We start from the raw sequence: 25,617 nt of genomic DNA on the forward strand, positions 1-25,617 counted from the left end.
ATAGAGCACGGTTCATATAAAATCAGCACAAGTTTTAACTGTGCTGATTTTTTGCATCCCTCACACAATAATAAAGACATAAAGCGGCAAAAATTAAGCCTAAAATGCAGACACCTGTCCATCCGAAGTGTTTCCAAGCGTAGCTTCCTGCCGTTGTGCCTAAAGCGCCGCCAGCAAAGTAACCAGTCATATAAATCGCATTAAACCGTGAGCGTAATTCTTGATTAAGTTTAAATACAATACTTTGGTTGGTGACATGTACAGCAGAAAGAGAAGCGTAAAGAATGAGTAAAGCAATAATATAAAAAGCAAAATGGTAGGGTAAAAGTGAAAAAAGAATCCAACTTACAATAAGCCCGAGGCCACAATAAATTGAAATTTTATGGATATAGCCTTGGTCAATAAATTTGCCTGAGAAATTAGCAACGAAAGTTCCTAACACGCCAACAAAACCAAAAAGCCCAATGGTAAAGTCGCTAAAAAAATAGGGCGCTGGAGCCAGAAGCAACGACATGGTGGTAAAGGTTAAACTCACACATGCAAATGTAAAACCACCAATATAAGTTCTGGTTCTTAACCGTCGACTTTGAATAAAAATCTGTGGAAGAGAGCGAATGGTTTTTGCATAGTTTTCTGATTTGGTCGGTGGAAATAACCCAATATTACGATGCAAAATGATGGCAATGATGAGTAACAGAAAACCACTGACCAGATAAATAATATTCCATGCAAAAAGTGTAGACATCAGCCCTGAAAGGGAACGGGCGAGTAAAACACCCATCATCAATCCGCTCAGTAAAAAGCCAACCACACGGCCGCTTTGTTGAATCGGAACCAGACTTGCAGCAAGAGGTAATAACAGTTGGGCTGAACTAGAAAATAGACCAGTAATGACGGTGCCAAGCAGTAAAAGATAAATATTGTGCGAAAACCCGCTAATAATTAATCCACTTGAAGCCAATAACATAAAGATAAATAGTAGCTTGCGCTTTTCTATGATGTCCCCTAATGGCATTAAAAAGAGTAAGCCACATGCGTAGGTGATTTGAGCTAGAGTTGGCACCCACGCTGTAGTTGTTTCAGTTAAATTTAGGCTTACACTAATTGAATGAATGAGTGGCTGACTAAAATAATTTCCGCCTGTACAAATGCCTGCTGCAATTGCCATTAAAATAATGGTTGGGGTATAGAGTGCGTTTTTCATCATGCCTATAGTCATAATGAAAGTGGAACTTTAATCAACACAACCATGACTTTTTTAAGTATGGTTATTAGTGCGTTTCATTCAATGCATCTTGAATATTGTGCACCATGTGGATTAAACGTGGTCCAATTTCACCTTCAAGTTTTTCTGGATTTAAATGAAAACTTGGCGCACCACAGTTAAAAACATAAAGACCATGTTTGGAGCTGACCAAAGGTACAGCCACCGAGTTCACTTCTTTATGCCATTCACCTAAAGACAAACAATATCCATAATCTTGGTAATCACGGAAAGCTCGTTCTAAAGAGCGTTTTATGGCTGGCCAGTTTTCAGGGTTCTTTTGTTTCAGTGCATCAAGTAGAAAGTTGCGCTCACGTTCAGGAGTTGCAGCCAAACAAGCTCGACCCATTGAACTACTATGCAGTGGTAAGGTTGACCCAATTGGACGGCGCATATTTAATGCAGTTTCAATTTGCACAACATCGATATACACCATATTTAATCGGTCACGTGTTGCCATTGCCACAGGAGCTTGGACGTACTGACTCAACTCTTCCATATATTGATGAGCAATATTACGAATCGAGATGTTAGATAGTGCTGCATATCCTAAAGATAAAACACCAATGTCTAATGTGTATTTGGTTGAGTTAGGTAATTGTTTTAAATAACCTAAAGACACAAGCGTATTGGTAATACGTGCAATGGTCGGTTTAGGTAAACCCGTCATTTTTGCTAATTCTTGGTTACCAAGCACCTGATTATTTGCAGAAAAGCATCTTAAAAGTTCTAAACCGCGCGCTAAAGAAGCAATAAACTGCGGGTTATTTTCCCGATGTATATGCGAAATAGGATCTAAACGTATCTCATCAAAATTTATTGGTTTTTCAGTTTCTGTGTTTTGAGACATTCGATCCTCAAATATAATTAAAGCAATAGTTTTGCCATTATATTTCGCTATGCAAAATAAATCCATTCATCACTGCGCTGTTGTGATGAATGGATATCTGGATCAATGCTTATGAAACGTTTTCAATCACCATTGCAAGACCTTGACCTACACCAATACATAGGCTCACCACTGCATATTTCTTTTTACGGCGAATTAACTCACGAGCTACTGTTAAGCTAAGACGAGCGCCAGAGGCACCAAGTGGATGACCCACAGCAATCGCACCACCATTTGGATTTACTCGTGAGTCATTAAAATCAACATTTAAGCCTTTTAAACAAGATAAAACCTGTGAAGCAAAGGCTTCATTAATTTCAATAATATCCATGTCATCTAAAGTAAGCCCCGCACGCGCAACTGCTTTTTTAATGGCTTCGATCGGGCCTGCACCCATAATGCGTGGTTCAATACCAGCCGCCGCAGCTGACAAGATTTTTGCCATTGGTTTTAGGTCATATTTTTGACCTGCTGCTTCTGAACCAATCAAAAGTGCTGCTGCTCCATCATTAATACCTGAGGCATTACCAGCTGTAACCACGCCACCTTCAAAGAGTGGTTTTAACTTTGTAAGTGCTTCAACAGTTGAGCTTGGGCGAGGGTGTTCATCTTCAGAAACGAGTTTAGGAGGTAATTTTTTGCCTTGGAAAACCTCAATTGGGGTAATTTCATCGGCAAAGAAACCTTCTTCTTTGGCTTTTTGATATTTGGCTTGTGATTGGGCTGCAAATAAGTCTGCTTGCTCACGACTAATACCAAAATCGGCTGCAACGTTATCGCCTGTTTCAGGCATTGAATGTCCGCCGTACTGAGCAATAATTTTTTTATTTGGAAAACGAGAGCCAATTGTGGTGTCATAAATTTTTGCATCACGGCTATAAGCACTTTCTGCTTTACCCATCACAAAGGGTGCACGTGACATACTTTCTACACCACCTGCAATATACAGTTCGCCTTCACCACACGTAATTGCACGTGCTGAGTCAATCACAGCACCTAACCCACTAGCACATAAGCGGTTTACTGTTTGGCCTGGCACAGTGACTGGTAATCCCGCAAGTAATAGAGCATTCCTCGCCACATTACGACTGTCTTCACCTGCTTGATTAGTATCACCTAAAATCACATCTTCAATATCAGAACCCGGAACACCAGTTTTTTCTAATAGTTTTTGAATGACAGTTGCGGCTAAATCATCAGGGCGAATTGAGGCAAGTTCACCTGCATGGCGGCCAAATGGGCTACGTAAACCATCATAGATATATGCATTTAACATTGAGAAATTCCTTTTCAAGACTCGTGAGTAAAAGTAAGAGGTAAATGAAGTGAGACACGGCGCTGTAACCACGGGCTAGGGCGGTAACGTGGGTCATGCGTAAGTGCTGTTATACGGTTCAGAATGAGTAAGATTTTTTCACTGCCGACTTGATCACCCCATTCAATTGGGCCAAATGGATAGCCTAAGCCAAGACGTACAGCGGCATTAATATCATCTACAGTGGCAACATTTTGCTGGGCAATATCACAGCCTAAATTAATGACCATTGCTAAAACGCGCTGCGCAACAAAGCCAATACTTTCATTAATCATACTCACCAGATTTCCATCTAGATTGAAAATAGAGTGAGCCGCCTGACGATATTCAGGTTTGGTAATGAGTGAAGGCATTAAGGTTCGATGCTTTGCAATGGCATAAAGCATGTCTATAGCAACAGCTTGTTCTGGATTAACTCCAAGGCGAGTAGCCGCTTGAGTTGTATCTTCACCATAACAAGCGAGTAAACATAAGCTATCTGTTTGTGGTTCCAAATTGGTGTCTAAGGCAATATTTTGCTGAGTTAAATAATCTTCGAGCAGTTTTTTATCTTCAGGGAAATCGGCTGTTACCCAAACTTTGGGATATTGCGCTAAACGCTCTACAAACTGAGCAGGTTGTTCACCTGTTTTTGAACCGGTTTCATAATTATAAAAACCTTGATTGACTTTACGTCCAAGTTGTTTGGCATCAAGCATTTGCTTGGTTAACGGGTTTGGTTTGTAGCGGGCTTCTTCATAGTACTGATGATAAATCGACTCCATAACTGGATGTGAGACATCAAGACCAGTTAAATCGAGTAATTCAAAAGGACCCATTCTAAAACCAACGCCGTCACGTAAAATTCGGTCAATTTCACTAATGTCACAAACGTTTTCATTTAAAATTTTGAGCGCTTCGGTTCCATAAGCCCGACCAGCATGATTAATAATAAATCCAGGGGTGTCCTTCGCTACAACAGGGCGATGACCAAATGCACGAGACAGATCATTTAAGGCATCAATAATAAGTGGATCAGTTTTTAAGCCACGAATCACCTCGACCACTTTCATAAGTGGAACTGGGTTAAAGAAATGATAGCCCACAACACGTTCAGGTTTTTTGCAGTTTGCAGCAATGGCTGTAATAGATAGAGAAGAGGTGTTTGAGGCTAAAATAGTATTATCTGAAACAACGTCTTCAAGCTGTTGCATCAAGTTTTGTTTGATATCGAGGCGTTCAACAATTGCTTCTACAATGAGGTCACAATTTTTTAAACCTTCAATTTGATGAGCAACAACTAAATGGCTATTTGCCTGAGCTGCTTGCTCAAGTGTAATTTTATTTTTGTCGACTAACTTTTGAAATGTGGCAGCTAGTTTTTCTTTGGCCTGTTCTGCTGCACCCGCTTTGGCATCATATAAATAAGTGGTATGACCTGACTGCGCAGCAATTTGAGCAATACCGCTGCCCATAATACCGACACCAATCACAGCCATACTTTTAATATCATAAGTCATGTCGATCATCCTGATGATTAATCAATATTTGAAATTAAACGGAAAAATAGGGTTTGGTGATTTAGCTTAAGCATTGTTTATCACCATCAATCGGTAAGATTTGACCTGAAATTGAGCGACCACTGTCTGATGCTAAAAACAGGCATAAATCTGCAATATGCTTTGGATTGACAAAATATTTGAGCGACTGATTTTTCAGTGCATTTTGAGTCACTTCTTCAAGTGAGGTATTTGCTACATCGGCGCGGGCCTGTAATACGTGTTGAACCCGATCACCATCTACCGCACCTGGAAGAATAGCGTTAACTCGAATGTTATCTGCACCGAGTTCCATAGAGAGCGTTTTGGTAAAACCGATCAGTCCCCATTTTGAAGTGGAATAGGCCAATCGATATGGATAGCCTAAGCGTCCGGCAATAGACGACATATTAATAATCACGCCTGCCTGTGTTTTCCTTAAATAGGGAATGGCTAACTGGGTAATTAAAAAAGTGCTATTCAGGTTTAAATTAATAACGGTATTCCAGTCTTCAAAACTTAGCTCATCTGCTGCAACGGTCGGGCCTGAAATGCCTGTGTTATTGACTAAAATATCAATACCGCCAAGTTTCTGAATTGCTTGGCTAAACATGAGTTTAATTTGTTCATGGTCAGACAAATCACAGGTATATATGTGCAGCTTTGGATAATCTTGTTGAAATTGTTCTAGGCTTTTAGCATTGATATCGCAAACGAAAACTTCATCATGATTGTTTAAAAATGCTTCGGCAATGCATCGTCCAATCCCTGAACCACCTGCACTAATCAATACTTTTCTGGTCATATTCATTCCTTTGTTATTATGGTTTTAAATTATTTACCTTGATATGACGGTTTACGTTTTTCGATAAAAGCTTGAACGCCTTCATTTTTATCTTCGGTCGAAAACAGTAACTGGAATGCTTTACGTTCTAGGGTTAAACCTGCATTTAATGGAACGTCTTCGCTCATTAAGGCAACTTCTTTAATTTGTTGCAGGGCAATAGGAGGCATTTTTGCGAGGCTTTGCGCCATTTGAATGGCTGTTGGAATGGTTTGGTCATCTTCTGTGACTTGTGAAACAAGACCAATGATATAAGCTTCTTCAGCTTTCACCATGGCACCCGTCATAATCATGCGCATAGCATGGAATTTACCGACAGCACGGAATAAACGTTGTGTACCACCAGCACCCGGCATTAAACCGACTTTAATTTCCGGTTGACCAAAGATTGCGCCTTTACCTGCAATAATAATGTCAGCATGCATTGCAAGTTCACAGCCACCACCCAATGCATAACCATTTACTGCAGCAATCACAGGTTTAGGGCACTGAGCAATCGCGTTCCAATAACGTTCGGTATGACGCAATAACATTTCTGTGGAAGTTGCAGTTGCCATTTCTTTTAGATCTGCCCCTGCGGCAAAGACTTCTTCACCACCTGTGAGCACAACTGCATTGATCTCATCGTTAAAACTTAATTCGGTAAAAGCTTGCGCTAGTTGTTTGCGAACCTCTGTATTCAGTGCATTTTTTGCTTCAGGTCGGTTAATTTTAACAATCGCTATTTTTTGAATAGAAAAGTCGACTTCTACGAAATTATTCCCTATTGATACACTCATTTTTGAATTCCTTGTTTCGCACATCAAAACTATATTCCTTTTATGATGCTTGTTTTGGAATTTATTTCAAGTCTTATTTAGTCTGTTATGACGATTATGAACTATGAAATAAGCTAAGTGTTTGATATTACGTAATGGTAGTTTTTTAAATTTCGTTTAACGAAATTAATTTTCAAAAAAGCTTGAAATTTGTATTTTCGTTCTCGTACTATGAAACACATCCGCAGTAAACAAGATTTAAAACATGGTATCCAGACAAGCTGGAGATGGCTGATGGGTGCGATGGAAATACATAAAAAGGGAGATCACAGATGATCCGTGATGAAGGGATGTTGGAGCAGTTACTTTCAACAATTCGAGATTTTGTAAAAAATGAATTGATCCCTCGTGAAAACGAAGTGGTAGAGAAAGACAAAATTCCAGATGACATTGTGCAGCAAATGCGTGAGCTTGGTTTGTTCGGCCTCACAATTCCCGAAGAGTATGGCGGCCTAGGCATCACCATGGAAGAAGAAGTCAGAGTTGCATTTGAACTTGGGCAAACTTCACCAGCTTTCCGTTCTTTAATTGGTACTAATAACGGTATTGGCTCAAGTGCAATTTTGATTGATGGCACAGAAGAGCAAAAGCAAAAATATTTACCGCGTTATGCAAGTGGCGAAATTATTGGTTCATTTTGTTTAACCGAGCCTGAATCTGGTTCTGATGCTGCCTCTTTAAAAACCAGCGCAGTAAAAGATGGTGATTTTTATGTGTTAAACGGTACCAAACGTTTTATTACCAATGCGCCCCATGCTGCAACTTTCACTGTAATGGCTCGAACCAATCCTGAAATTAAAGGGTCTGGTGGCATTTCAGCTTTTTTAGTTGAGGCCAATACACCGGGTATTACGTTAGGCAAAATTGACCAAAAAATGGGGCAAAAGGGCTCGCACACTTGTGATGTGATTTTTGAAAATTGCCGTGTGCCTGCTTCTGCACTCATCGGTGGGGTAGAAGGTGTCGGTTTTAAAACGGCCATGAAAGTACTGGATAAAGGACGCTTACACATTGGTGCATATAGTGTGGGTGTTTCTGAGCGTATGTTAAATGACGCATTGCAATATGCAATTGAGCGTAAACAGTTTGGTCAGCCTATTGCAAACTTCCAGTTGATTCAAGCGATGCTTGCTGACTCAAAGGCCGAGATTTATGCAGCTAAATGTATGGTTTTAGATGCAGCTCGCCGCCGTGATAATGGCGAAAACATTAGTACAGAAGCGTCTTGCGCAAAAATGTTTGCAACCGAAATGTGCGGACGCGTTGCTGACCGCTGTGTACAAATTCACGGTGGCGCAGGCTATATCAGTGAATATGCCATTGAGCGTTTTTATCGAGATGTCCGTTTGTTCCGTTTATATGAAGGAACCACGCAAGTTCAACAAATTATTATTGCCAAAAACATGATTAGGGAAGCTACTACCTAATAAAAAACAAATGCCATGAGGCATTGGATGCCTCATGTTCCTTCTGAGGATATGGACATGACAACAGAAACCGTTGCACAAAATACGGCTAGCAGTGAAGCTATCCAGACACCAAAAAAAATTTGGATTACCGCATTTGTATTCGCTTTTTTAACATTGTTGTGTGATGGGGCAGACTTAGGTTTTTTGGCATTGAGCCTGACCAGTCTTAAAGCAGAGTTTCATTTAACGGGTGTACAAGCTGGAACATTAGGTAGTTTAACACTTTTAGGTTCAGCAATTGGTGGCCTGATTGGTGGTTGGGCATGTGACCGTTTGGGACGGGTTCGCATTATTGTGTTCTTTATTGCTTATTCTTCAATTTTAACCTGTGCGCTGGGTTTTACTGATTCTTATATGCAATTTGCAGTTTTAAGAACATTTGGAGCGATGGGCTTAGGCGCACTTTATATTGCCTGCAATATTTTAATGTCAGAAATGGTGCCAACCAAACATCGCTCGACTGTTTTGGCTACTCTCATGACGGGTTATACCTTAGGTTCTTTGTTAGCGACCTTATTGGCAGGTCATATTATTCCTGAACATGGCTGGCGTTTCCTGTATTGGATTGCGATTACCCCTTTGGTATTGTCAATTTTAATGCACTTTTGTGTACCTGAACCTGAGTCTTGGAAAAAAGCGCGTCAATTAAAAGCGCTAGAAGTCGCTCAAAGTAACCAACCTAAAAAACGTCAAAACCCATATCTTGAAATTTTAAGAGATAAGAAACACGGCACCATGTTTGTACTTTGGATTATTAGTACAGGTGCATTGCAGTTTGGTTATTACGGCGTAAGTAACTGGTTACCAGCTTATTTAGAGTCTGATCTTGGCATCAAATTTAAAGAAATGGCCATGTATATGGTCGGTACTTTCCTGATTATGATGTTTGCCAAAGTAATTGCAGGAATCGTTGCCGACAAATTAGGGCGCCGCGCTGTATTCGCTTTCGGAACCATTGGTACAGCTTTATTTATTCCGGTCATTGTCTATTTAAATACACCAACGAATATTTTATGGATGATGCTGTTCTTCGGTTTCCTTTACGGTATTCCATACGCAATTAATGCTACCTATATGACAGAAAGTTTCCCGACTTCAATTCGAGGTTCGGCAGTGGGTGGTGCGTATAACATTGGCAAAGTACTTTCTATTTTCTCTCCATTAACAATTGGTTTTCTATCGCAGAACGGTTCTATTGGCTTAGGGCTTTTGGTGATGGCTGCGGCTTATTTTATCTGCGGGGTAATTCCATTGTTATTTATTAAAGACCGACTATTTAACCCGCAAAAGGCAGAGTGACAGATCAATCTGTCACCTTAAATTAAGGATGAAAAGGGACAAGTGAGATGATAAATAAAATCACCAGTGACATTGAACCGATTTTAAAAGCTATTCCTGATGGAGCAACCATCATGACAGGCGGGTTCGGTGTGACAGGGCAACCTGCTGAATTAATTGAAGCCTTAATTGATTTAGGAAAAAAAGAACTGACTATTGTAAATAATAATGCGGCTTCTGGTGATCGTGGTTTAACAAATCTGATTATTGCGGGCTGTGTTAAAAAAATGATTTGTTCATTTCCAAAATCTGCTGGATCAACTGTTTTTCAAGACTTATATCGAGCGGGAAAAATTGAGTTAGAACTGGTTCCACAAGGTAATTTGGCATGTCGGATTCAGGCCGCAGGGGCTGGTTTAGGGGCTATTTTTACTCCGACTGGTTATGGCACCAAAGTTGCTGAAGGTAAAGAAACCCGAACCATTAACGGTAAAAACTATGTACTTGAATATCCACTTGAAGCTGACTTTGCACTGATTTATGCCGATAAAGCTGACCGCTGGGGTAATTTAACTTACCGCAAAGCAGCCCGTAATTTTGGGCCAATTATGGCAAAAGCCGCCAAGACCACGATTGTTCAAGTGAATGACACCGTAGAACTAGGAACGCTTGATCCAGAGTGCATTATTACACCGGGAATTTTTGTTCAGCACATTGTAAAAGTAGGAGATATCTAATGTCAGTTCAAAAGCGTTCTCGTGAAGATATTGCCAAACTCATTGCCAATGACATTCCTGAAGGTTCTTATGTCAATTTAGGGATTGGCTTGCCGACCAACGTTGCTAAGTTTTTGCCGAAAGATAAAGAAATCTTTTTACATTCAGAAAATGGTGTCTTGGCTTTTGGTCCACCACCACAACCTGGTGAGGAAGATCAAGATTTGGTTAATGCTGGAAAAGAACTTGTCACTTTATTAGATGGTGGTTGTTTTATGCATCATGGTGACTCGTTTGACATCATGCGTGGCGGCCATCTGGACATTTGCGTAATTGGTGCATTCCAAGTTGCTGTAAATGGAGATTTGGCAAACTGGCATACTGGTAAAGCAGATGATGTACCCGCAGTTGGCGGTGCTATGGATTTGGCGGTCGGCGCAAAAACGATTTATGTCTATATGGAACATGTTACTAAAAAAGGTGAGTCCAAAATTGTAAAAGAACTGAGCTATCCAATGACGGGTGAGCAATGTGTAAACCGTATTTATACCGATTTATGCATTATTGAACTCAAAGACCAAAAAGCTTATGTCACAGAAATGGTGGAAGGTCTTAGTTTTGATGAATTACAAGCGGTCACTGACTGTGAACTAATTGATGCACGTGTAGCCTAAATACACACGGAAAAACGCTTCTTTAAGGATTAAAAGATGAAAAAATTAATTTTAGCTGCAGCTTGCGCTGCGGCTTCAGGGACTATTTTTGCAAATTCTTCAGATACGACAGAACAAAGAATCAATTTGCTAGAAACCGAGCTGCAAAAATTAAAAGCAGAACTTGCTGCTCAGAAACAAACTCAAAATAATTTACAAGTCAAACAGGTTAAGATCGAAGAGAATATCGAAAAAACTAAAGCAACGGTAACAGAAAAGCCAGTTGCTCCTTCATGGGTCACTTGGACGGATAACGTGAAGGTTTACGGTATTGCGCGTATTGATGCAGCGGTTGATTTTAAGTCATCACCAGACTCGGGCGGTAGAACGACCAGCAGTTTGTACCGAACACCTTTTGAAAGTGAAAAACGTTCAAACCATGCACGTTCGGATGCCATGATTAATGCAAGCCGATTAGGTGTTTATTTTAATAGCCCTAATAAAGCAGTAACGGGCAATATTGAAGCCGATTTCTTTGATAGCTCTAATATGGGAACAGGGGATGGTAAATTCCGTATCCGTCATGCTTTTTTCACTTATAAAGACTGGACCTTTGGCCAAACATGGTCACTCATGTCTAACATGGAAACTCGTACAGAAGCTGTCGATTACACGCAATTTGTGGGAACTTCCTATACGCGTACTCCTCAAATTCGCTATGACTGGAAAATTGATGCCAATAATGATTTAAAAGTAGCCTTGGAATATACAGGTTCGAGAGTCTCAGCATTTCCAACTTTAACGGGACGCTATAGCTTTAAACAAGGGCCTTTAACGGCACTTGCTCAAGGCTTTATTAATGAAAAATCTACTGATGTCGCAACTGCCACGGTGAAGAAAGTAAGCTGGGGCGCTGGAGGCGGCTTAAAATATCAACTCACCCCTCAGCAGTCGGTACAAGCAAATTATCAATATATTGTTGGTGATCAAAAATTTATGCCGTATACCACGCAAAGTGGTTTGGCAAATTCAACAAGTTTAAATGCCGCGGGTGATTTCTCTTTAAACGAAGACAAAACAGATTTGGTTATGAATAAGTTGAATAGCATCAATATTGGTTATTCATATAAATTCAATGAGCAATGGCGTGCAAACTTATCGGCTTCAATGTTTGATTATGATGACGACACTGCTTATGCCAAACTCAACCCAGATGCTAACAAACGCTTAACGGACTACGCAGCTAACGTTTTCTATTCACCGATTGAGCAAATGGATATTGGTATGGAATATCATCAAGGCAAACGAGAAGTGTTTGATGGCAGAACCGCTGATGTATCACGCGTAAACTTTGTATCGATGTATAAATTTTAAAATAGGGCGTAGTTAAAAATGGAAAAAATAGTTGAGCCCAATGCAGAAAATATACTGTCAAAAAGCTTTATTTTTATCATGGCAATGACATGTGGAATTTGTGCGGGTTCAAACTATTATAACCAGCCCTTAATCTATTCAATTGCAGAAGCATTAAAAGTTAATGCCGATCAAGTCGCTTTAACCATTGTGATTAGCCAACTGTCATATGCAGTTGGTCTTTTTATATTGGTTCCCTTAGGCGATTTTTTTGAAAAACGTAGTTATATTTGCTTACTCATGTGTTGTACGGGGCTTGCACAAGTAGGGTTATCCTTAAGTCAAACCTTGCCAGCTTTATATGGTTTTACCTTTTTAGCCACATTCTTTTCGATTGCAACTCAAGTTTTAGTTCCTTTCGCCGCAGGTCTAGCTAGCCCGAAAAAAAGCCCTCAAGTTGTAGGCACTCTCATGAGTGGTTTGTTTTTGGGAATATTATTGGCGCGCTCTATTGCAGGCTTACTTTCTACAGTTTGGTCTTGGCATGCGGTTTATTTAATTAGCGGAATTGTCATTTTGGTGTTTGCTTGGGTAATGTGGGTGAAGTTGCCAGTTGCGCGTAAGTCTCACCAACTCAATATTCTACAGATTTATGGTTCATTATTTTCATTAGCAGCTCACCAGCCTCATTTACTGCGCCGTGGTTTGGCAGGGGGAATTGGCTTTGGTATTTTGGCTCTGATTTTTACTACCATGACTTTTATTTTGGCGAATGAGCCTTATCACTTTAACGATTTCCAGATTGGTTTATTTGGGATTGTTGGACTGGCAGGTGTGTTTGCGACCCCTTGGGCAGGTAAGAAAATTGCGGCAGGGCTTGAGAATAAAATTGCAGTGATTTGTATGGGCTTATTAATAAGTGCATGGATACCACTATTTTTTGCGCAGCAGTCTCTGGTGGCCTACGCTGTAGGGGTTGTTATGGCGTACTTTGGTTTATCGGCATTTCATGTACTCAACCAAAATTTGGTCTATCGAATTTCGGCCGAGGCGCGTTCGCGTATTAACTCAATTTATATGACCTTATATTTTGGTGGAGCCGCTTTGGGTTCTTTTATTGCGGTGTATGCATGGAAACACTGGGGATGGGAAGCGTGTGCTGCTTTGGGTTTAGCGATGGCAATATTAAGTTTTATAATTGATCGCTTAGATTTTTATGAAATGAACAAAATTGCAAAGCAAGAAAAAGCTCCATAAACAGGAGCTTCAATATTTTATTATTTGCGAATAATCATTAATGTTGCCGAGGCAAAAGCATACACTTTACCGTTCTCATCTACGATTTTTCCTTCGGTACTAATAATATTACGGCCCGCATTAATCAATTCGGCTGTTGCATAGTAAGACGTATTCACCTGCATGGGGCGGATCATTTTTACATTTAAATCAATGGTTCCATAGCCAACGCCATGTTCAAGTAACGTGTGAGCTGCACTGCCTGTTGCTGTATCTAAAGCTGTGGCGCAAAAACCGCCGTGTACACCGCCTTGTATATTTCTATGTTCTTTGCGAGGGGTAACTTTATAAGTTGCTTTACCCTCGGAAACTTCAACGAGTTCCATCGGTATGGTATGAGCCATAGGTGATGGAGAAACTTCACCATTTTTTAAAGCGGTTAAAAACTCAAGACCTGTGTATTTCGGGCTTTCCATGAATCGTCCTTGGATAATTAAACAATCGAATCACCATACTATAAATTGAATTTTTACGGAATAAAATTTTGCAATACAAAATTAAAGTTTATTCAGGTTAAGCAGTGTTAATTACTTTTAATACTATATTTTTATTTTAAAACATGTATTTATGTTTTATTTCCATTTATGAGTTACGATAATTTTATTAAATTAGTGAAAATATATTTTGCTATAAGAAATTTTTTGATATTTTGGTGAGATTGAAACAATAAAAGTCCATTTTAAGGAAAAACGATATCTGCCCATGACACAGGCAGAGAGGTGAAAGGAAAAAACTATGCCTTTATACAAAGCTCCATTACGCGATATGCAATTTGTGTTGCATGAAATGCTTCAAACAGAACAGAACTATCAAGGTTTAAGCAAATATCAGGAAAGCGTAAATCGAGAATTAATTGATCAATACTTAGAGGCGGCCTCAGATTTTTGTGAAAATGAGTTGGCGCCTATAAATCAAAATGGTGATCAGGAAGGCTGTCATTTAAATCAAGGCGTGGTGACAACCCCGAAAGGTTTTAAAGAAGCCTACCAAAAATATGCTGAGCTTGGATTTACCTCTTTAACCGCCGACACTGAATATGGTGGGCAAGGCTTGCCGACATTGCTGCGGATTGCCATTTCAGAGATGTTATGTGGTTCTAATTGGGCTTGGGCAATGTATCCGGGCTTGTCTCATGGGGCAATGAGAACAATTGAGCATCATGGCACTGAGCACCAAAAACAGAAGTTTTTGACTAAGTTAATTAACGGTGTCTGGACTGGAACCATGTGTTTAACCGAATCACATGCGGGTTCGGACCTTGGGTTAATTAGAACGAAAGCAGAACCAAATCCGGACGGTAGTTATTCAATTACGGGTGAAAAGATTTTTATCTCGGCAGGTGAGCATGATCTTTCTGAAAATATTATTCATATTGTTTTAGCTCGTTTGCCTCAGGCACCCGCAGGGACCAAAGGTATTTCTTTATTTATTGTGCCTAAATTTAATGTGAGTGACGACGGTCAGGTGCTGGACCGTAATAAAGTCGTTTGTAGTGCGATTGAACATAAAATGGGGATTCATGGCAATGCCACTTGTGTACTTAATTTTGATGGTGCTCAAGGCTATTTGATTGGACCTGAAAATCGCGGGCTCAATTGTATGTTTACCTTCATGAATACCGCACGTATTGGAACGGCAGTACAAGGACTCGCTGCTTCTGAAATTTCATTTCAAGGCGCATTAAGTTATGCCAAAGAGCGTCTTGCTATGCGATCGTTATCAGGTCCTCAATATCCTGAGAAAAATGCCGACCCAATTATTGTGCATCCCGCTGTGCGCTCGATGCTAATGACGCAAAAAGCTTTCTCTGAAGGTGGCCGTGCACTGGCTTATTTTCTGGCTCAGCATGTCGATATTGTGGAAAGTTCAAACGATCAGGAACAGCAAAAGCACTCCGATGAATTACTGGCTTTTTTAACGCCAATTGCTAAAGCTTTTTTAACAGAATCAGGTAATGAGTCTGCCAAGCATGGCGTTCAAGTATTTGGTGGCCACGGCTTCATTGTTGAGCATGGTATGGAGCAAATTGTACGTGATGCGCGTATCTCAACATTGTATGAGGGAACGACCGAAATCCAGTCTTTAGATCTACTTGCACGTAAAGTTCTAAAGTCAGAAGGCAAACTTCTAAAGAATATGACCGATCTAATTGATCAATTTATTGGTCAACAGCAATCAAATGAAGTGCTGACACCTTATTTAGAAAAATTAGCTGAGCTTAAGCAAAAATGGTTGTCATTGACCAAAACGATTGCAGAGAAAGCGAAGCACAATCCTGAAGAAATAGGTGCAGCTTCAGTAGATTATCTTTATTTTTCTAGTTACGTCGTGTTCGCTTATTTGTGGGCTCGAATGGCACAAGTTGCCCATGCAAAATTAGAATCGGGTACACAAGAAGAAGCTTTTTATAAAGCAAAGTTAACGACAGCTAAGTTTTTCTATCAAAAACTTTTGCATCGTACACAGAGCCATGCTGCTTCTATTGAGTCTGGCGCTGAATCTGTGATGGAGCTTGATCAAGATGCTTTTGCATTTTAATGAATCGTAATATCTAGAATCACTGGGTGAAATTGACATGCGGAATTTTACCTAGTGATTAAATTTGTAATTTTAGACTCATCAGTTTTTGGTAGGAAAAACCAGTTGAGCCAAACAAATAGAGGGTTAACATAAGCATTAAAACGTGAATTTTCATCAAATATAGATGTTGGACAAGGACTACGGAAAGAAAATCATGAATGCTTATTATCAATTACTGAATAGAACAATTGGTCCTCAAGGTGAAGTTATTGCTCATTATTGTTCAACTGTTCATGCACAAGGGGCTTGGAATCCTCATGAACAGCACATGGCGCCTGCAAGTGGTGTAATCGCAGCTGAGTTAGAGCAATTTTCGCCACGACATGATATGCGAATTGGTCGAATTAGTTTTGATATTTTTGGATTGATTGCATTTGGTGAATTTACGATTAAGACACATGTGATTCGTGCTGGTAAAACCATTGAATTGATTGAAGCCGAAATGCAAGCACAAGGTAAAACCTGTATTGTGGCTAGAGCATGGCGCATGTGTACTCAAGATAGTTCCGATATTGCTGGGCTTGAAGATCAGCCAGTTCATCATCCAGATACTTTTACAGAATGGACAGGTATGAAAAGATGGCCGGGTGGTTTTATCCAGACACTCGTCACTAAAACGGATGATCAGCATCGTGCGGGCAAAGGTATTGTTTGGCTCAATAATGATAAAGAAATGGTTGAAGGGCAGCCGACGAAAGATTTTGCCCATTTGATTGGCATGATAGATACCGCAAACGGGATTGTACCAAGACAAGAAGGCGAATTTACTTGGGGTTTTCCAAATCTTGATTTACAGATTCACATGCACCGTTATCCGAAAGGTAAATGGTTAGGTCTGGAAACTGTTCAGCAATATGGCTCAGATGGTATTGGTTTAACCAGTGCGGTTTTACATGATGTGTATGGTCCATTTGGACGCAGTGAGCAGATTTTGACTTTACGTAAAATGGCTAAATAAATTTTAAGCCAATAAAAAAGTCATCCCTAAGGATGACTTTTTTATTTTGAGATTTAATTTTTAAGCAATTTCTTAGCTACGAACTTTAATCAGTGTTGGTGTAAGTTCATCCCAACGTTGTTTTGCAGCATCCATTGCTTTCATTTTGATATGACCATAACCACGAACTTCTGCTGGTAATTTTGCAATTTGCTCAGCAACTGCCAAGTTGTGATTGTCTGGTGCTTCAACAAGTGCTTCAACAAATGAGATGTAACGGTCACGCCAAGCTTGTTCGTGTTGACGTTCTTCTTGACGTGCAAATGGGTCAAGGAAAGTTTCACGAAGCCATTGTAAGCGAGCAAGCATCATCATTGGGAAGTGCATCCAGTAACCAAACGCACGTTTACGAACATTTTTCAGACCACCGAGTAAAGCTGGTGGAGCAAGATGATACGTTAAACGTAAGCCTTTACCGAACTGGGTTTCAATTGATTCTTTGAAGCTCTTACCTGTTAAAAGACGTGCAACTTCATATTCATCTTTATACGCCATAACTCTATAAAGCTGAGTTGCAATCGTACCTGTTAACTCTTCTGGTAACTTTTTAGCAGCCAGCTCTACAAGCGTACGGTATTTAGTTGCGTAAGCTTCATTCCAGTAGTCTGTTAGACGAGCAGAACGGTCTTCAACAAGTTCAGCTAAAGTTTGCGGAGTTTTGGTTTTTGGCATTGCCGCAACTAAGCGTGCAGCTAAAGTTGGGTCACTTGCAAGATGGCAACCCACACGGAAAGCTTCTAGGTTCTTTTCAACAGCAGTACCATTTAAGCGAATTGCTTTTTCAATACTTTCACGTAATAGCGGAATACGACCAGATTGCCAAGCCATACCGAGTAATAACTGGTTGGTATAAATTGAATCACCTAAGAGTTGTGTTGCAATGCGAGCTGCTGGCAGAGAAACCAGTTGACCTTGACGAACACGACCACGAAGACGATCAATTAAATCGCTAATAGGCGCATACCAGTCACGAGATTTAATAAACTCAGAAGTAGGGGTACTGTCTTCATTTACAATAACCAACGCATCATCTTTTAAGCGAGATAGAGCAGCACTACCACCAGCAACTACCGCATCGGCACCGATGAGTAATTCACATTGGCCCGCTGGAATTTTGGTAGAAGAAATTTGTTCATCAGTTGCTGCAAGTTGTACGTATGAATAAACTGTACCGCCTTTTTGCGCAAGTCCAGCCATGTCCATCACACGGGTAGCTTTACCTTCGAGGTGAGCCGCCATACCGAGCAGTGCACCAATAGTCACAACGCCTGTACCACCAATACCACCGACCATAATACGACTTGGAACATCATATAACTGAGGAATAACTGGTGATGTCGGCCAGCCTGCACCAATACCTTCAAATTTAGCCGGACGTTTCATATCACGTGTATGAACAGTCACAAAACTAGGGCAGAACCCTTCGGCACAAGTGAAGTCTTTATTGCAGCTACTTTGGTTAATTTGACGTTTAGTACCTAAAGCTGTCTCTACTGGCTCAATAGATAAGCAGTTTGATTTTTTCGAGCAGTCGCCACAGCCTTCACAGATATCACTATTAATGTATAAACGCTCAGCTGGGTCAGGGTAGGCATCACGTTTACGGCGACGGCGTTTTTCACTGGCACAGGTTTGTACATAAATTAAAGCGGTTACGCCAGAAACCTCGCGAAGCTCGCGTTGAACTGCGTCGAGCTCATTACGGTGGCGAATTTCTACACCTGGTGCAATGCCGTCTTCTTCATTTAATAGTTTAACTTCATCAGTCACGATGACTTGTTTTTTAATACCTTCAGCAGCGAGCTGACGAGTTAACTGTGCAACGCTCAAATGACCATCTACATGCTGACCGCCTGTCATAGCGACGGCATCGTTGTAGAGGATTTTATAGGTAATATTAGTTTTTGCAGCGATGGACTGACGGATTGCTAAGTAACCAGAGTGGAAGTAAGTTCCGTCACCAAGGTTCGCAAAAATATGTTTTTCATTGGTAAATGGTGATGCACCCACCCAACTTACACCTTCACCGCCCATTTGCGAGAAGGTTTCGGTACCGCGGTCAAGTGAAACTGCAATATAGTGACAACCAATACCACCAAGTGCTCGGCTACCTTCAGGAACGACTGTTGAAGAGTTATGTGGGCAACCACTACAGAAATACGGTTTACGTTCAGCAAGATCAATAACACGTTTTGATTCTTGCTCTGCTTTTAGCAGTAAGTCGATTCTACTTTGGATTTGTACTTTTAGGCTTTCTGGAATATCGAGTTTTAAGAAGCGAGCAGCCAGCATTTTTGCAATTGGTTCAGGCTGGTACTCATAGTGACCGATGAGCGGTGCTTCTTCAATAGAGGTACTCCATTCACCTTTGCCATCAGTTGCTTTACCAATCACATGTGGACGTTTGCCATCAGGCAGTGAGTACAGCTCATCTTTAATTTGTGTTTCAATAATTGGACGTTTTTCTTCAATAACGATCAGTTCTTGTAAACCTTCGGCAAACTCACGAACACCTTGTGGTTCTAAAGGCCAAATCAGACCAACTTGATAAACACGTAGCCCAAGCTGTTGGGCAGTTTCATCTTCAATACCTAAAATGCGTAAAGCTTCAATGGTATCTAAATAACCTTTACCACTTGCGGCAATACCAATACGGGCATTTTCACAAGGCCATGTAACGGTGTTGATTTTATTCGCGCGGGCATAAGCCAAAACAGCAGGTAAGCGATATTTATAAAGACGTTCTTCTTGCTGAATGCCATGATCTGGCCAGCGAATATTGACGCCACCTTCTGGGAAATTGACATCTTCTGGTATAACCGGAGTAACACGGTCTAGGTCGACATGAACTGAAGCAGAAGTTTCAACAATTTCACTGACTAGCTTCATTGAAGACCAAAGGCCAGAAAAACGTGAAACTGCAATGGCGTGAACACCAAAGTCTAAAATTTGTTGAACGGATGTTGGGTAGAAAATTGGAATACCGCAACCAATCATGACATGTTCAGACTGGTGAGGAATTGTAGAAGATTTACATGAGTGGTCATCACCAAATAAAGCAACGACACCACCACGTTCAGAGGTACCAGCTAAGTTAGCATGGCGGAGTACATCGCCTGAACGGTCAACACCCGGGCCTTTACCATACCACCATGAAGACACTCCATCATATTTGCCTTGGCCTGAAAGATTAACTTGTTGCGTACCCCAAATTGCGGTAGCAGCCAAGTCTTCATTTACACCAGGTTGAAATACAACATTATGGGATTTAAGTAATCCTTGAACTTGCCAAAGGAAACTATCATAGTTACCAACAGGAGAACCGCGATAACCAGAAATAAAACCAGCAGTATGATAACCATTAATCGCGTCACGGCGAGTTTGGGCAAGAGGCAACCGAACAAGTGCCTGAATGCCTGTCATATATGCTGTACCGTTATCACTTACATATTTATCTTCAAGTGACACATCCTTTGTTGCAATAATATTTGGAGTGACTTTTGTAGCTATATTCATTTATATCTCCTTAGAATTTTTAGTAGCTCGGACTACTTTCTTTTTTCAACATCCAGTTGAATATTTGGAGCAAGTGACATACGAAATAAAAAAAGATCGGTTCCTCTTCTTAAAAAGAATTAGTGCCAATGTATGTACATTTAGTCATTGTGGTTGAACTAAACTGGTGCAACAATCCGTAATTTAGGAAAACATATTTACGTTATGCGCAAAAATCTCGATGGTGGACTATTGCATGCAATGCATGCATTCCTGAAAGTGATTGATAGCGGGAGTTTTACAGCAGCAGCTGAGCAGATGGATCTGACCACAGCACAGGTTTCACGTCTTATCAGCGAGCTAGAAACACGCTTAGGTACAAAATTAATACAACGCTCAACGCGCCAGCAGGCACTGACCGATATTGGTGCGACTTACGCTGAGCGGTGTCGCCAAGTCATTTCAATGGTGGATGAAGCGGAGTCGGAAGTAACAGGAACAGCATCTAAACCGAAAGGACGTTTACGTGTATTAAGCATGGGAAGCTTTGGGCATCATTATGTTTTTCCAGTGATGGCCGAGTTTTGTAAGCATTATCCCGAATTAACAGTGGAATATACGACTTCACAGTACGTTCCAGATCTATTGGCAAAAGGGGTCGATGTCAGTCTGTATCTAACTGAATCATTAACTGACTCTCGGTTTGTTGCACGCAGAATTGGCACTATTTTTTCTGTTTTATGTGCTTCACCAGCGTATCTAGAAAAACATGGTGTGCCGAAGTCTCCAGAAGACTTAAAAAACCATGCCTGTTTACGCTTAGTAAACCCGTCTATTACACCAGATTGGCACTTGTTAAATGCAAAGGGTGAGTCTTACCAAATTGATACTGGCGGGCAACTCATTGCAGATAACCCTGAGTTATTGTTAGATGTGGTGCAACAAGATATGGGTGTGGCGCTATTGCCGATGTTTTCGGCTTTAGATGCAGTTCAAAATGGAAGATTATGTCATATCTTGCCAGAGTGGCGTTCGCCCGATATAGGGGTTTATACCTTATTGCCTTCACGTCATTTTATTGATGCTAAAACACGTGCATGGTTAGATTGGGTGGAAGAATATATTTCCCCAAGAATTGAAATGGATGCTTCTTATTTTTATAAATAATCAGATAAATTTTTAAGGACTACAATTGAAAAAGGATAAAGAATAATACGGATTTAGAATAAAAATAGGGTAGAGAATGCTTCTGTTGAGAGAGGCATTTAATACAGAGATAAATGATAAATTTTAAAAAAATTGCGTGAGGGATTTAGTCCCAATTCCTGAACGAAATGAGATAAAGATGAGATAGGATGATCTGGTACTCGGCCTAATATTAAGCTTTATACCAGATGCTGAGCTATTTTAATTTATGATTAGGCACACTTGGTTTGCCAATAAGCATTTGCATAATTCGACAAGCTTTTTCGGTTTAATACATGGCTAATATTTTGACTGGCTTGCATCAGTTTTTCTAAGTTAATGCCCGTTTCAAACCCCATGTGCGACAGCAAATAAAACAAATCTTCGGTCGATACATTACCTGAGGCTCCTTTGGCATAAGGGCAACCGCCAAGTCCTGCAAGAGACGAGTCAAAAACACGAATACCTTGCTGTAAAGACTGATAAATATTGGCAATCGCCATGCCGTAGGTATTGTGAAAATGCCCAGCCAAAACCTTGCTATCGAGTTCAGTGAGGCAAGCTTGCCAAACCTTTTGAACCCGATCCGGTGTTGCTGTGCCAATGGTTTCACCTAAAGACACTTCATAGCAGCCCATGTCATAAAGTCGTTTAACAACTTTTACCACTTGTTCAGGGGCAATTGCGCCTTCATAGGGACAATCGACAATACAAGAGACATAACCGCGTACACGAATGTTATGGGCTTTTGCAGCGTTCATGACATCGCTAAATTTTTCGAAGCTTTCGTCAATAGAGCAGTTGATATTTTTACGGGTAAAGCTCTCAGAAGCTGCAGTAAATACCGCAACCTCTTTGCATCCTACCGCTTGAGCAGTTTCAAAACCTTTGATATTGGGGGTGAGTAGGCTAAATTGCACATCGGTTGTTTGGGGTAACAGCTTAAATAGCTCGTCACTTTGAGCCATTTGCGGCACCCATTTTGCCGAAACGCATGAACCGACTTCAATCGATTTCAGACCTGCATTAATCAGGTCATTAATAAAGTTTAAGCGTTGTTCGACAGTCAAAGCTTGCTTTTCATTTTGGAGGCCGTCTCTGGGACCGACCTCCACGATTTTGACAAACTCACTCATGCAACTTCCTCCTGCGCAGGCTGAAATTCCACAAGCTCGTCGCCAGCTTTGACTTGATCACCGACTTGGAAATAGGAGTCTACAATTAAGCCGTCTTTAGGGGCACGAATGGTATATTCCATTTTCATGGCTTCAAGTGTCATTAAAATATCGTCTTTCTTCACGCTATGATTTGCGCTCACCAGTACTTGCGTTACCACACCCGGCATTGGTGCTTTTAGGTGGCCTTCATCGGCTTGGCTATCTGCTTGATTAAAGTCTTGGCGAATATAAGCAAACTTATAGCTTTGTCCATTTTGGAATAAGGTAATGCCTTGCTGACTTTGGTTAAAAGACAGTTTTTGCTTAGTCCCAGCAATTTGAACAGAGGCCGTATGCGCATCAATCAATTGTCCAGAAATCGGGTAGCTTTGACCGTTATATTCTGCGGTGAAACCATCTTCATTTGAGGCAAATTTGATTTGGATATTTTGGTTTAAATAATTCAGTTTAATACTGTGCTGATAAGCAATATTTAAACGCCAAAGTGGTTGAGCCTGCCAAAGCTGTTTTTGGCTTGAGTTGTTGTTATTAAGTTTGCTTAAAAACTCAATAAACGCCGCTGCTACCACAAGTTCAGGTTTGATCTCTTCAGGGCTAAACAAGAAATTTTGTTCACGCTGAATCAGGTTGGTATCAAGCTTGGCTTGTTTAAATGATTCGCTACGAACAATTTTTTCAAGGAAAGCAATGTTGTTGCCTAAACCATCGACATGGAATTGGTTTAAAGCGTGTTGCATTTGAATGAGCGCAGCTTCACGGTTTTTACCCCATACAATGAGTTTAGCAATCATTGGGTCGTAATACGTCGTGATTTCATCACCTTCAACAATACCACTGTCTACACGCACATATTGGTTTTGAGTTGGATAGTGCAAATAGTCAATTTTACCGATTGCAGGTAAAAAGCCTTTTTCTGGTTCTTCGGCGTAAATACGTGCTTCAAGCGCATGGCCGTGAATCTGCAATTCGTTTTGTAGTTTAGGTAAAGGTTCACCATAAGCCACACGAAGTTGCCATTCAACCAAGTCTTCACCTGTGATCATTTCGGTGACAGGGTGTTCAACTTGTAGGCGGGTATTCATTTCCATGAAATACGCCGTACCGTCTTGTTCCACAATAAACTCAACCGTACCGGCACCGACATAATCTACGGCACGTGCAGCATCAATTGCAGCTTGGCGCATTGCATCAAGCTTTTCACTTGGCATTTGTGGCGCAGGGGCTTCTTCTAACACTTTTTGGTGACGGCGTTGTACAGAACAATCACGTTCAAACAAATGCACATAGTTGCCATGTGTATCGCCAAATACTTGAACTTCAATATGGCGTGGTTGAATTACATAGCGCTCAATTAAGACGTCATCATTACCAAAGCTCGATCTTGCTTCACGTTTACAAGAGGCTAAGGCATGCAAAAAGTCTTCACTGCGTTCAACCAGACTCATGCCTTTACCACCGCCGCCAGCACTGGCTTTAATTAAAACAGGATAGCCAATTCGGTCTGCCTGTTGTTTTAAAAAGTCGGCATCTTGGTTGGTTCCGTGATAACCCGGTGTTAAAGGGACACCTGCTTTTTCCATTAAAGCTTTCGAGGTCGCTTTTAAGCCCATTGCTAAAATGGCATCCACTGGCGGGCCAATAAAGCAAATGTTGTGTTGTTGGCAAGCGAGTGCAAACTGGTCATTTTCAGAAAGGAAACCGTAGCCCGGATGAACCGCTTGGCTGCCTGTATTAATCGCTGCTTGAATAATTCGATCAACCTGTAAATAACTTTGCGTTGCAGGGGACTGACCGATATAAACCGCTTCATCTGCAAGTTTGACGTGTTGTGCGTTTGCGTCTGCATCGGAATAAACAGCCACCGTTCTAATACCTAATTTTTTAGCTGTGCGAATTACGCGACAGGCAATCTCGCCACGGTTCGCAATTAGAATCTTTTCAAACATGATGATCATCCTTAATTGTTGTTATTCGAGTTAGAAATCCAAGCAGGCTGTTGTTTATTTAAAAAGGCACTCAGACCTTCTTTTGCCTCGCTGCCTTGACGAACTTGAGCAATATGATGTGCTGTCTGTTGCAGTAAATCATTGCTCATGGTCTGGTTGCTCACCATTTGAATGAGTTGTTTTGATGCCGCTTGAGCATGTGGGCCACCGAGTAATAGAGCATCAATAATTTCTTGAACTTTTTTATCTAAGTCTTCGGCATCTGCAACTTCATGGGCCAAGCCAATTTGTTTGGCATCACGTGCTGAAATTCGCTCGGCAGTTAAGAAGTAACGAGAGGCTTGTCTTGCACCAATCGCACGAATTACATAGGGACTAATGGTAGAAGGAGCAAGTCCTAAACGAACCTCAGAAGTTGCAAACTTGGCATCAGTGCTAGCAATACAAATATCACATGCCGACGCCAAACCCATACCGCCGCCAAAGGCAATGCCATGCACACGGGCAATGGTTGGTTGTTTTAGCGTTGCAAGTGCATCTAACATTTGCGCAAGTTTTAATGCATCTGCTTGATTTTCTACGGAAGATGCCTGACCTGCCTGTTTCATCCAGTTCAGATCGGCACCTGCCGAAAAGCTTTTACCGCGACCAGCTAAAACCACAACACGTATATCATCACGTGTATTAATTTGCTTAAAGCAGGCATGTAGTTCTTCAATGACTGTGGTGTTGAATGCATTGTGCAATTCAGGGCGATTCAGCCAAACATAGGCAACTTGACCTTGTTGTTCGAGTTGTAAAAATTGATAGCTCATATACACCTC

The 25,617-nt window shown here is 40.9% G+C and carries 20 protein-coding genes; 9 read left to right on the top strand and 11 right to left on the bottom strand.

Annotated features, from left to right (window positions below; all coding sequences use genetic code 11):
* Nucleotides 1–34: 34 nt before the first annotated feature.
* The 6 genes from ODQ17_RS10320 to ODQ17_RS10345 all read right to left on the bottom strand — a co-directional run bounded on the left by ODQ17_RS10320 (nucleotide 35) and on the right by ODQ17_RS10345 (nucleotide 6,608).
* A complete protein-coding gene (locus ODQ17_RS10320) occupies nucleotides 35–1,207 on the bottom strand; it encodes an MFS transporter (protein ID WP_322903401.1) in 1,173 nt (390 codons plus the stop codon).
* 64 nt (nucleotides 1,208–1,271) lie between these two features.
* Nucleotides 1,272–2,114 (bottom strand): IclR family transcriptional regulator, encoded by an 843-nt coding sequence (locus ODQ17_RS10325; RefSeq protein ID WP_009391028.1) that lies wholly within the window; start codon nucleotides 2,112–2,114, stop codon nucleotides 1,272–1,274.
* A gap of 109 nt (nucleotides 2,115–2,223) precedes the next feature.
* Nucleotides 2,224–3,429 (bottom strand): 3-oxoadipyl-CoA thiolase, encoded by a 1,206-nt coding sequence (locus ODQ17_RS10330; RefSeq protein ID WP_322903404.1) that lies wholly within the window; start codon nucleotides 3,427–3,429, stop codon nucleotides 2,224–2,226.
* 14 nt (nucleotides 3,430–3,443) lie between these two features.
* Nucleotides 3,444–4,967 carry a 3-hydroxyacyl-CoA dehydrogenase gene (locus ODQ17_RS10335; RefSeq protein ID WP_322903406.1) on the bottom strand — a complete coding sequence of 508 codons (1,524 nt, stop codon included), beginning with the start codon at nucleotides 4,965–4,967 and terminating at the stop codon, nucleotides 3,444–3,446.
* 61 nt (nucleotides 4,968–5,028) lie between these two features.
* The gene (locus ODQ17_RS10340; protein ID WP_322903408.1) at nucleotides 5,029–5,790 is read right to left on the bottom strand and encodes an SDR family oxidoreductase; all 762 of its coding nucleotides are present in this window, start codon (nucleotides 5,788–5,790) and stop codon (nucleotides 5,029–5,031) included.
* Nucleotides 5,791–5,819: 29 nt separating this feature from the next.
* Nucleotides 5,820–6,608: an enoyl-CoA hydratase gene (locus ODQ17_RS10345; RefSeq protein ID WP_322903410.1), complete on the bottom strand. Its 789-nt coding sequence runs from the start codon at nucleotides 6,606–6,608 to the stop codon at nucleotides 5,820–5,822.
* A gap of 311 nt (nucleotides 6,609–6,919) precedes the next feature.
* On the opposite strand from ODQ17_RS10345, the gene ODQ17_RS10350 reads away from it, so the two are divergent.
* Genes ODQ17_RS10350 through ODQ17_RS10375 form a run of 6 tightly spaced genes read left to right on the top strand, consistent with a single transcriptional unit; the run spans nucleotide 6,920 to nucleotide 13,373 of the window.
* Nucleotides 6,920–8,074 (top strand): acyl-CoA dehydrogenase family protein, encoded by a 1,155-nt coding sequence (locus ODQ17_RS10350; RefSeq protein ID WP_151767379.1) that lies wholly within the window; start codon nucleotides 6,920–6,922, stop codon nucleotides 8,072–8,074.
* A gap of 57 nt (nucleotides 8,075–8,131) precedes the next feature.
* On the top strand, nucleotides 8,132–9,415 hold the full coding sequence (locus ODQ17_RS10355) for an MFS transporter (RefSeq protein ID WP_322903414.1): 1,284 nt from the start codon (nucleotides 8,132–8,134) through the stop codon (nucleotides 9,413–9,415).
* Nucleotides 9,416–9,462: 47 nt separating this feature from the next.
* The gene (locus ODQ17_RS10360; protein WP_016138551.1) at nucleotides 9,463–10,131 is read left to right on the top strand and encodes a 3-oxoacid CoA-transferase subunit A; all 669 of its coding nucleotides are present in this window, start codon (nucleotides 9,463–9,465) and stop codon (nucleotides 10,129–10,131) included.
* Complete coding sequence (locus ODQ17_RS10365) at nucleotides 10,131–10,784, top strand: 3-oxoacid CoA-transferase subunit B (protein ID WP_016138550.1); 654 nt, start codon at nucleotides 10,131–10,133, stop codon at nucleotides 10,782–10,784. The genes ODQ17_RS10360 and ODQ17_RS10365 overlap by 1 nt, the downstream gene beginning before the upstream one ends.
* A gap of 36 nt (nucleotides 10,785–10,820) precedes the next feature.
* Nucleotides 10,821–12,137, top strand: a complete 1,317-nt coding sequence (dcaP, locus tag ODQ17_RS10370; RefSeq protein WP_144730878.1) for an outer membrane trimeric porin-like protein DcaP — start codon at nucleotides 10,821–10,823, stop codon at nucleotides 12,135–12,137.
* An 18-nt stretch (nucleotides 12,138–12,155) separates the two neighbouring features.
* Nucleotides 12,156–13,373, top strand: a complete 1,218-nt coding sequence (locus tag ODQ17_RS10375; RefSeq protein ID WP_174745543.1) for an MFS transporter — start codon at nucleotides 12,156–12,158, stop codon at nucleotides 13,371–13,373.
* Nucleotides 13,374–13,393: 20 nt separating this feature from the next.
* Here ODQ17_RS10375 and ODQ17_RS10380 read toward each other — a convergent pair whose 3' ends face one another.
* On the bottom strand, nucleotides 13,394–13,843 hold the full coding sequence (locus ODQ17_RS10380; RefSeq protein ID WP_322903578.1) for a PaaI family thioesterase: 450 nt from the start codon (nucleotides 13,841–13,843) through the stop codon (nucleotides 13,394–13,396).
* 304 nt (nucleotides 13,844–14,147) lie between these two features.
* Between ODQ17_RS10380 and ODQ17_RS10385 the strand changes: the two genes are divergently transcribed.
* Together ODQ17_RS10385 and ODQ17_RS10390 are read left to right on the top strand one after the other, a co-directional pair.
* Nucleotides 14,148–15,950: an acyl-CoA dehydrogenase C-terminal domain-containing protein gene (locus ODQ17_RS10385; RefSeq protein WP_322903418.1), complete on the top strand. Its 1,803-nt coding sequence runs from the start codon at nucleotides 14,148–14,150 to the stop codon at nucleotides 15,948–15,950.
* A 196-nt stretch (nucleotides 15,951–16,146) separates the two neighbouring features.
* Nucleotides 16,147–16,950, top strand: a complete 804-nt coding sequence (locus ODQ17_RS10390; RefSeq protein ID WP_322903420.1) for a thioesterase family protein — start codon at nucleotides 16,147–16,149, stop codon at nucleotides 16,948–16,950.
* Nucleotides 16,951–17,022: 72 nt separating this feature from the next.
* On the opposite strand, the gene ODQ17_RS10395 is transcribed toward ODQ17_RS10390, so the two are convergent.
* Nucleotides 17,023–20,505: an indolepyruvate ferredoxin oxidoreductase family protein gene (locus tag ODQ17_RS10395; RefSeq protein WP_322903422.1), complete on the bottom strand. Its 3,483-nt coding sequence runs from the start codon at nucleotides 20,503–20,505 to the stop codon at nucleotides 17,023–17,025.
* Nucleotides 20,506–20,709: 204 nt separating this feature from the next.
* Between ODQ17_RS10395 and ODQ17_RS10400 the strand changes: the two genes are divergently transcribed.
* Entirely contained in the window at nucleotides 20,710–21,651 is a 942-nt protein-coding gene (locus ODQ17_RS10400) for a LysR family transcriptional regulator (RefSeq protein WP_005304208.1), read from the top strand.
* 251 nt (nucleotides 21,652–21,902) lie between these two features.
* Here ODQ17_RS10400 and ODQ17_RS10405 read toward each other — a convergent pair whose 3' ends face one another.
* Genes ODQ17_RS10405 through ODQ17_RS10415 form a run of 3 tightly spaced genes read right to left on the bottom strand, consistent with a single transcriptional unit; the run spans nucleotide 21,903 to nucleotide 25,608 of the window.
* On the bottom strand, nucleotides 21,903–22,805 hold the full coding sequence (locus ODQ17_RS10405; RefSeq protein ID WP_322903425.1) for a hydroxymethylglutaryl-CoA lyase: 903 nt from the start codon (nucleotides 22,803–22,805) through the stop codon (nucleotides 21,903–21,905).
* A complete protein-coding gene (locus tag ODQ17_RS10410) occupies nucleotides 22,802–24,793 on the bottom strand; it encodes an acetyl/propionyl/methylcrotonyl-CoA carboxylase subunit alpha (protein ID WP_322903427.1) in 1,992 nt (663 codons plus the stop codon). Before ODQ17_RS10410 ends, ODQ17_RS10405 begins: the two co-directional genes overlap by 4 nt.
* Before the next feature lie 11 nt (nucleotides 24,794–24,804).
* Nucleotides 24,805–25,608 carry an enoyl-CoA hydratase/isomerase family protein gene (locus ODQ17_RS10415; RefSeq protein ID WP_322903429.1) on the bottom strand — a complete coding sequence of 268 codons (804 nt, stop codon included), beginning with the start codon at nucleotides 25,606–25,608 and terminating at the stop codon, nucleotides 24,805–24,807.
* Nucleotides 25,609–25,617: the final 9 nt, after the last annotated feature.

Origin of the sequence: Acinetobacter sp. IRS14, assembly GCF_034650275.1 — a bacterium.
In the GTDB taxonomy this organism is placed as follows: domain Bacteria; phylum Pseudomonadota; class Gammaproteobacteria; order Pseudomonadales; family Moraxellaceae; genus Acinetobacter; species Acinetobacter oleivorans.

What these genes read in the sequence shown, in the direction of transcription:
- ODQ17_RS10320 (WP_322903401.1), bottom strand. Translation starts at nt 1,207, where the DNA reads ATGATGAAAAACGCACTCTATACCCCAACCATTATTTTAATGGCAATT.
- ODQ17_RS10325 (WP_009391028.1), bottom strand. Translation starts at nt 2,114, where the DNA reads ATGTCTCAAAACACAGAAACTGAAAAACCAATAAATTTTGATGAGATA.
- ODQ17_RS10330 (WP_322903404.1), bottom strand. Translation starts at nt 3,429, where the DNA reads ATGTTAAATGCATATATCTATGATGGTTTACGTAGCCCATTTGGCCGC.
- ODQ17_RS10335 (WP_322903406.1), bottom strand. Translation starts at nt 4,967, where the DNA reads ATGACTTATGATATTAAAAGTATGGCTGTGATTGGTGTCGGTATTATG.
- ODQ17_RS10340 (WP_322903408.1), bottom strand. Translation starts at nt 5,790, where the DNA reads ATGACCAGAAAAGTATTGATTAGTGCAGGTGGTTCAGGGATTGGACGA.
- ODQ17_RS10345 (WP_322903410.1), bottom strand. Translation starts at nt 6,608, where the DNA reads ATGAGTGTATCAATAGGGAATAATTTCGTAGAAGTCGACTTTTCTATT.
- ODQ17_RS10350 (WP_151767379.1), top strand. Translation starts at nt 6,920, where the DNA reads ATGATCCGTGATGAAGGGATGTTGGAGCAGTTACTTTCAACAATTCGA.
- ODQ17_RS10355 (WP_322903414.1), top strand. Translation starts at nt 8,132, where the DNA reads ATGACAACAGAAACCGTTGCACAAAATACGGCTAGCAGTGAAGCTATC.
- ODQ17_RS10360 (WP_016138551.1), top strand. Translation starts at nt 9,463, where the DNA reads ATGATAAATAAAATCACCAGTGACATTGAACCGATTTTAAAAGCTATT.
- ODQ17_RS10365 (WP_016138550.1), top strand. Translation starts at nt 10,131, where the DNA reads ATGTCAGTTCAAAAGCGTTCTCGTGAAGATATTGCCAAACTCATTGCC.
- dcaP (WP_144730878.1), top strand. Translation starts at nt 10,821, where the DNA reads ATGAAAAAATTAATTTTAGCTGCAGCTTGCGCTGCGGCTTCAGGGACT.
- ODQ17_RS10375 (WP_174745543.1), top strand. Translation starts at nt 12,156, where the DNA reads ATGGAAAAAATAGTTGAGCCCAATGCAGAAAATATACTGTCAAAAAGC.
- ODQ17_RS10385 (WP_322903418.1), top strand. Translation starts at nt 14,148, where the DNA reads ATGCCTTTATACAAAGCTCCATTACGCGATATGCAATTTGTGTTGCAT.
- ODQ17_RS10390 (WP_322903420.1), top strand. Translation starts at nt 16,147, where the DNA reads ATGAATGCTTATTATCAATTACTGAATAGAACAATTGGTCCTCAAGGT.
- ODQ17_RS10395 (WP_322903422.1), bottom strand. Translation starts at nt 20,505, where the DNA reads ATGAATATAGCTACAAAAGTCACTCCAAATATTATTGCAACAAAGGAT.
- ODQ17_RS10400 (WP_005304208.1), top strand. Translation starts at nt 20,710, where the DNA reads ATGCGCAAAAATCTCGATGGTGGACTATTGCATGCAATGCATGCATTC.
- ODQ17_RS10405 (WP_322903425.1), bottom strand. Translation starts at nt 22,805, where the DNA reads ATGAGTGAGTTTGTCAAAATCGTGGAGGTCGGTCCCAGAGACGGCCTC.
- ODQ17_RS10410 (WP_322903427.1), bottom strand. Translation starts at nt 24,793, where the DNA reads ATGTTTGAAAAGATTCTAATTGCGAACCGTGGCGAGATTGCCTGTCGC.
- ODQ17_RS10415 (WP_322903429.1), bottom strand. Translation starts at nt 25,608, where the DNA reads ATGAGCTATCAATTTTTACAACTCGAACAACAAGGTCAAGTTGCCTAT.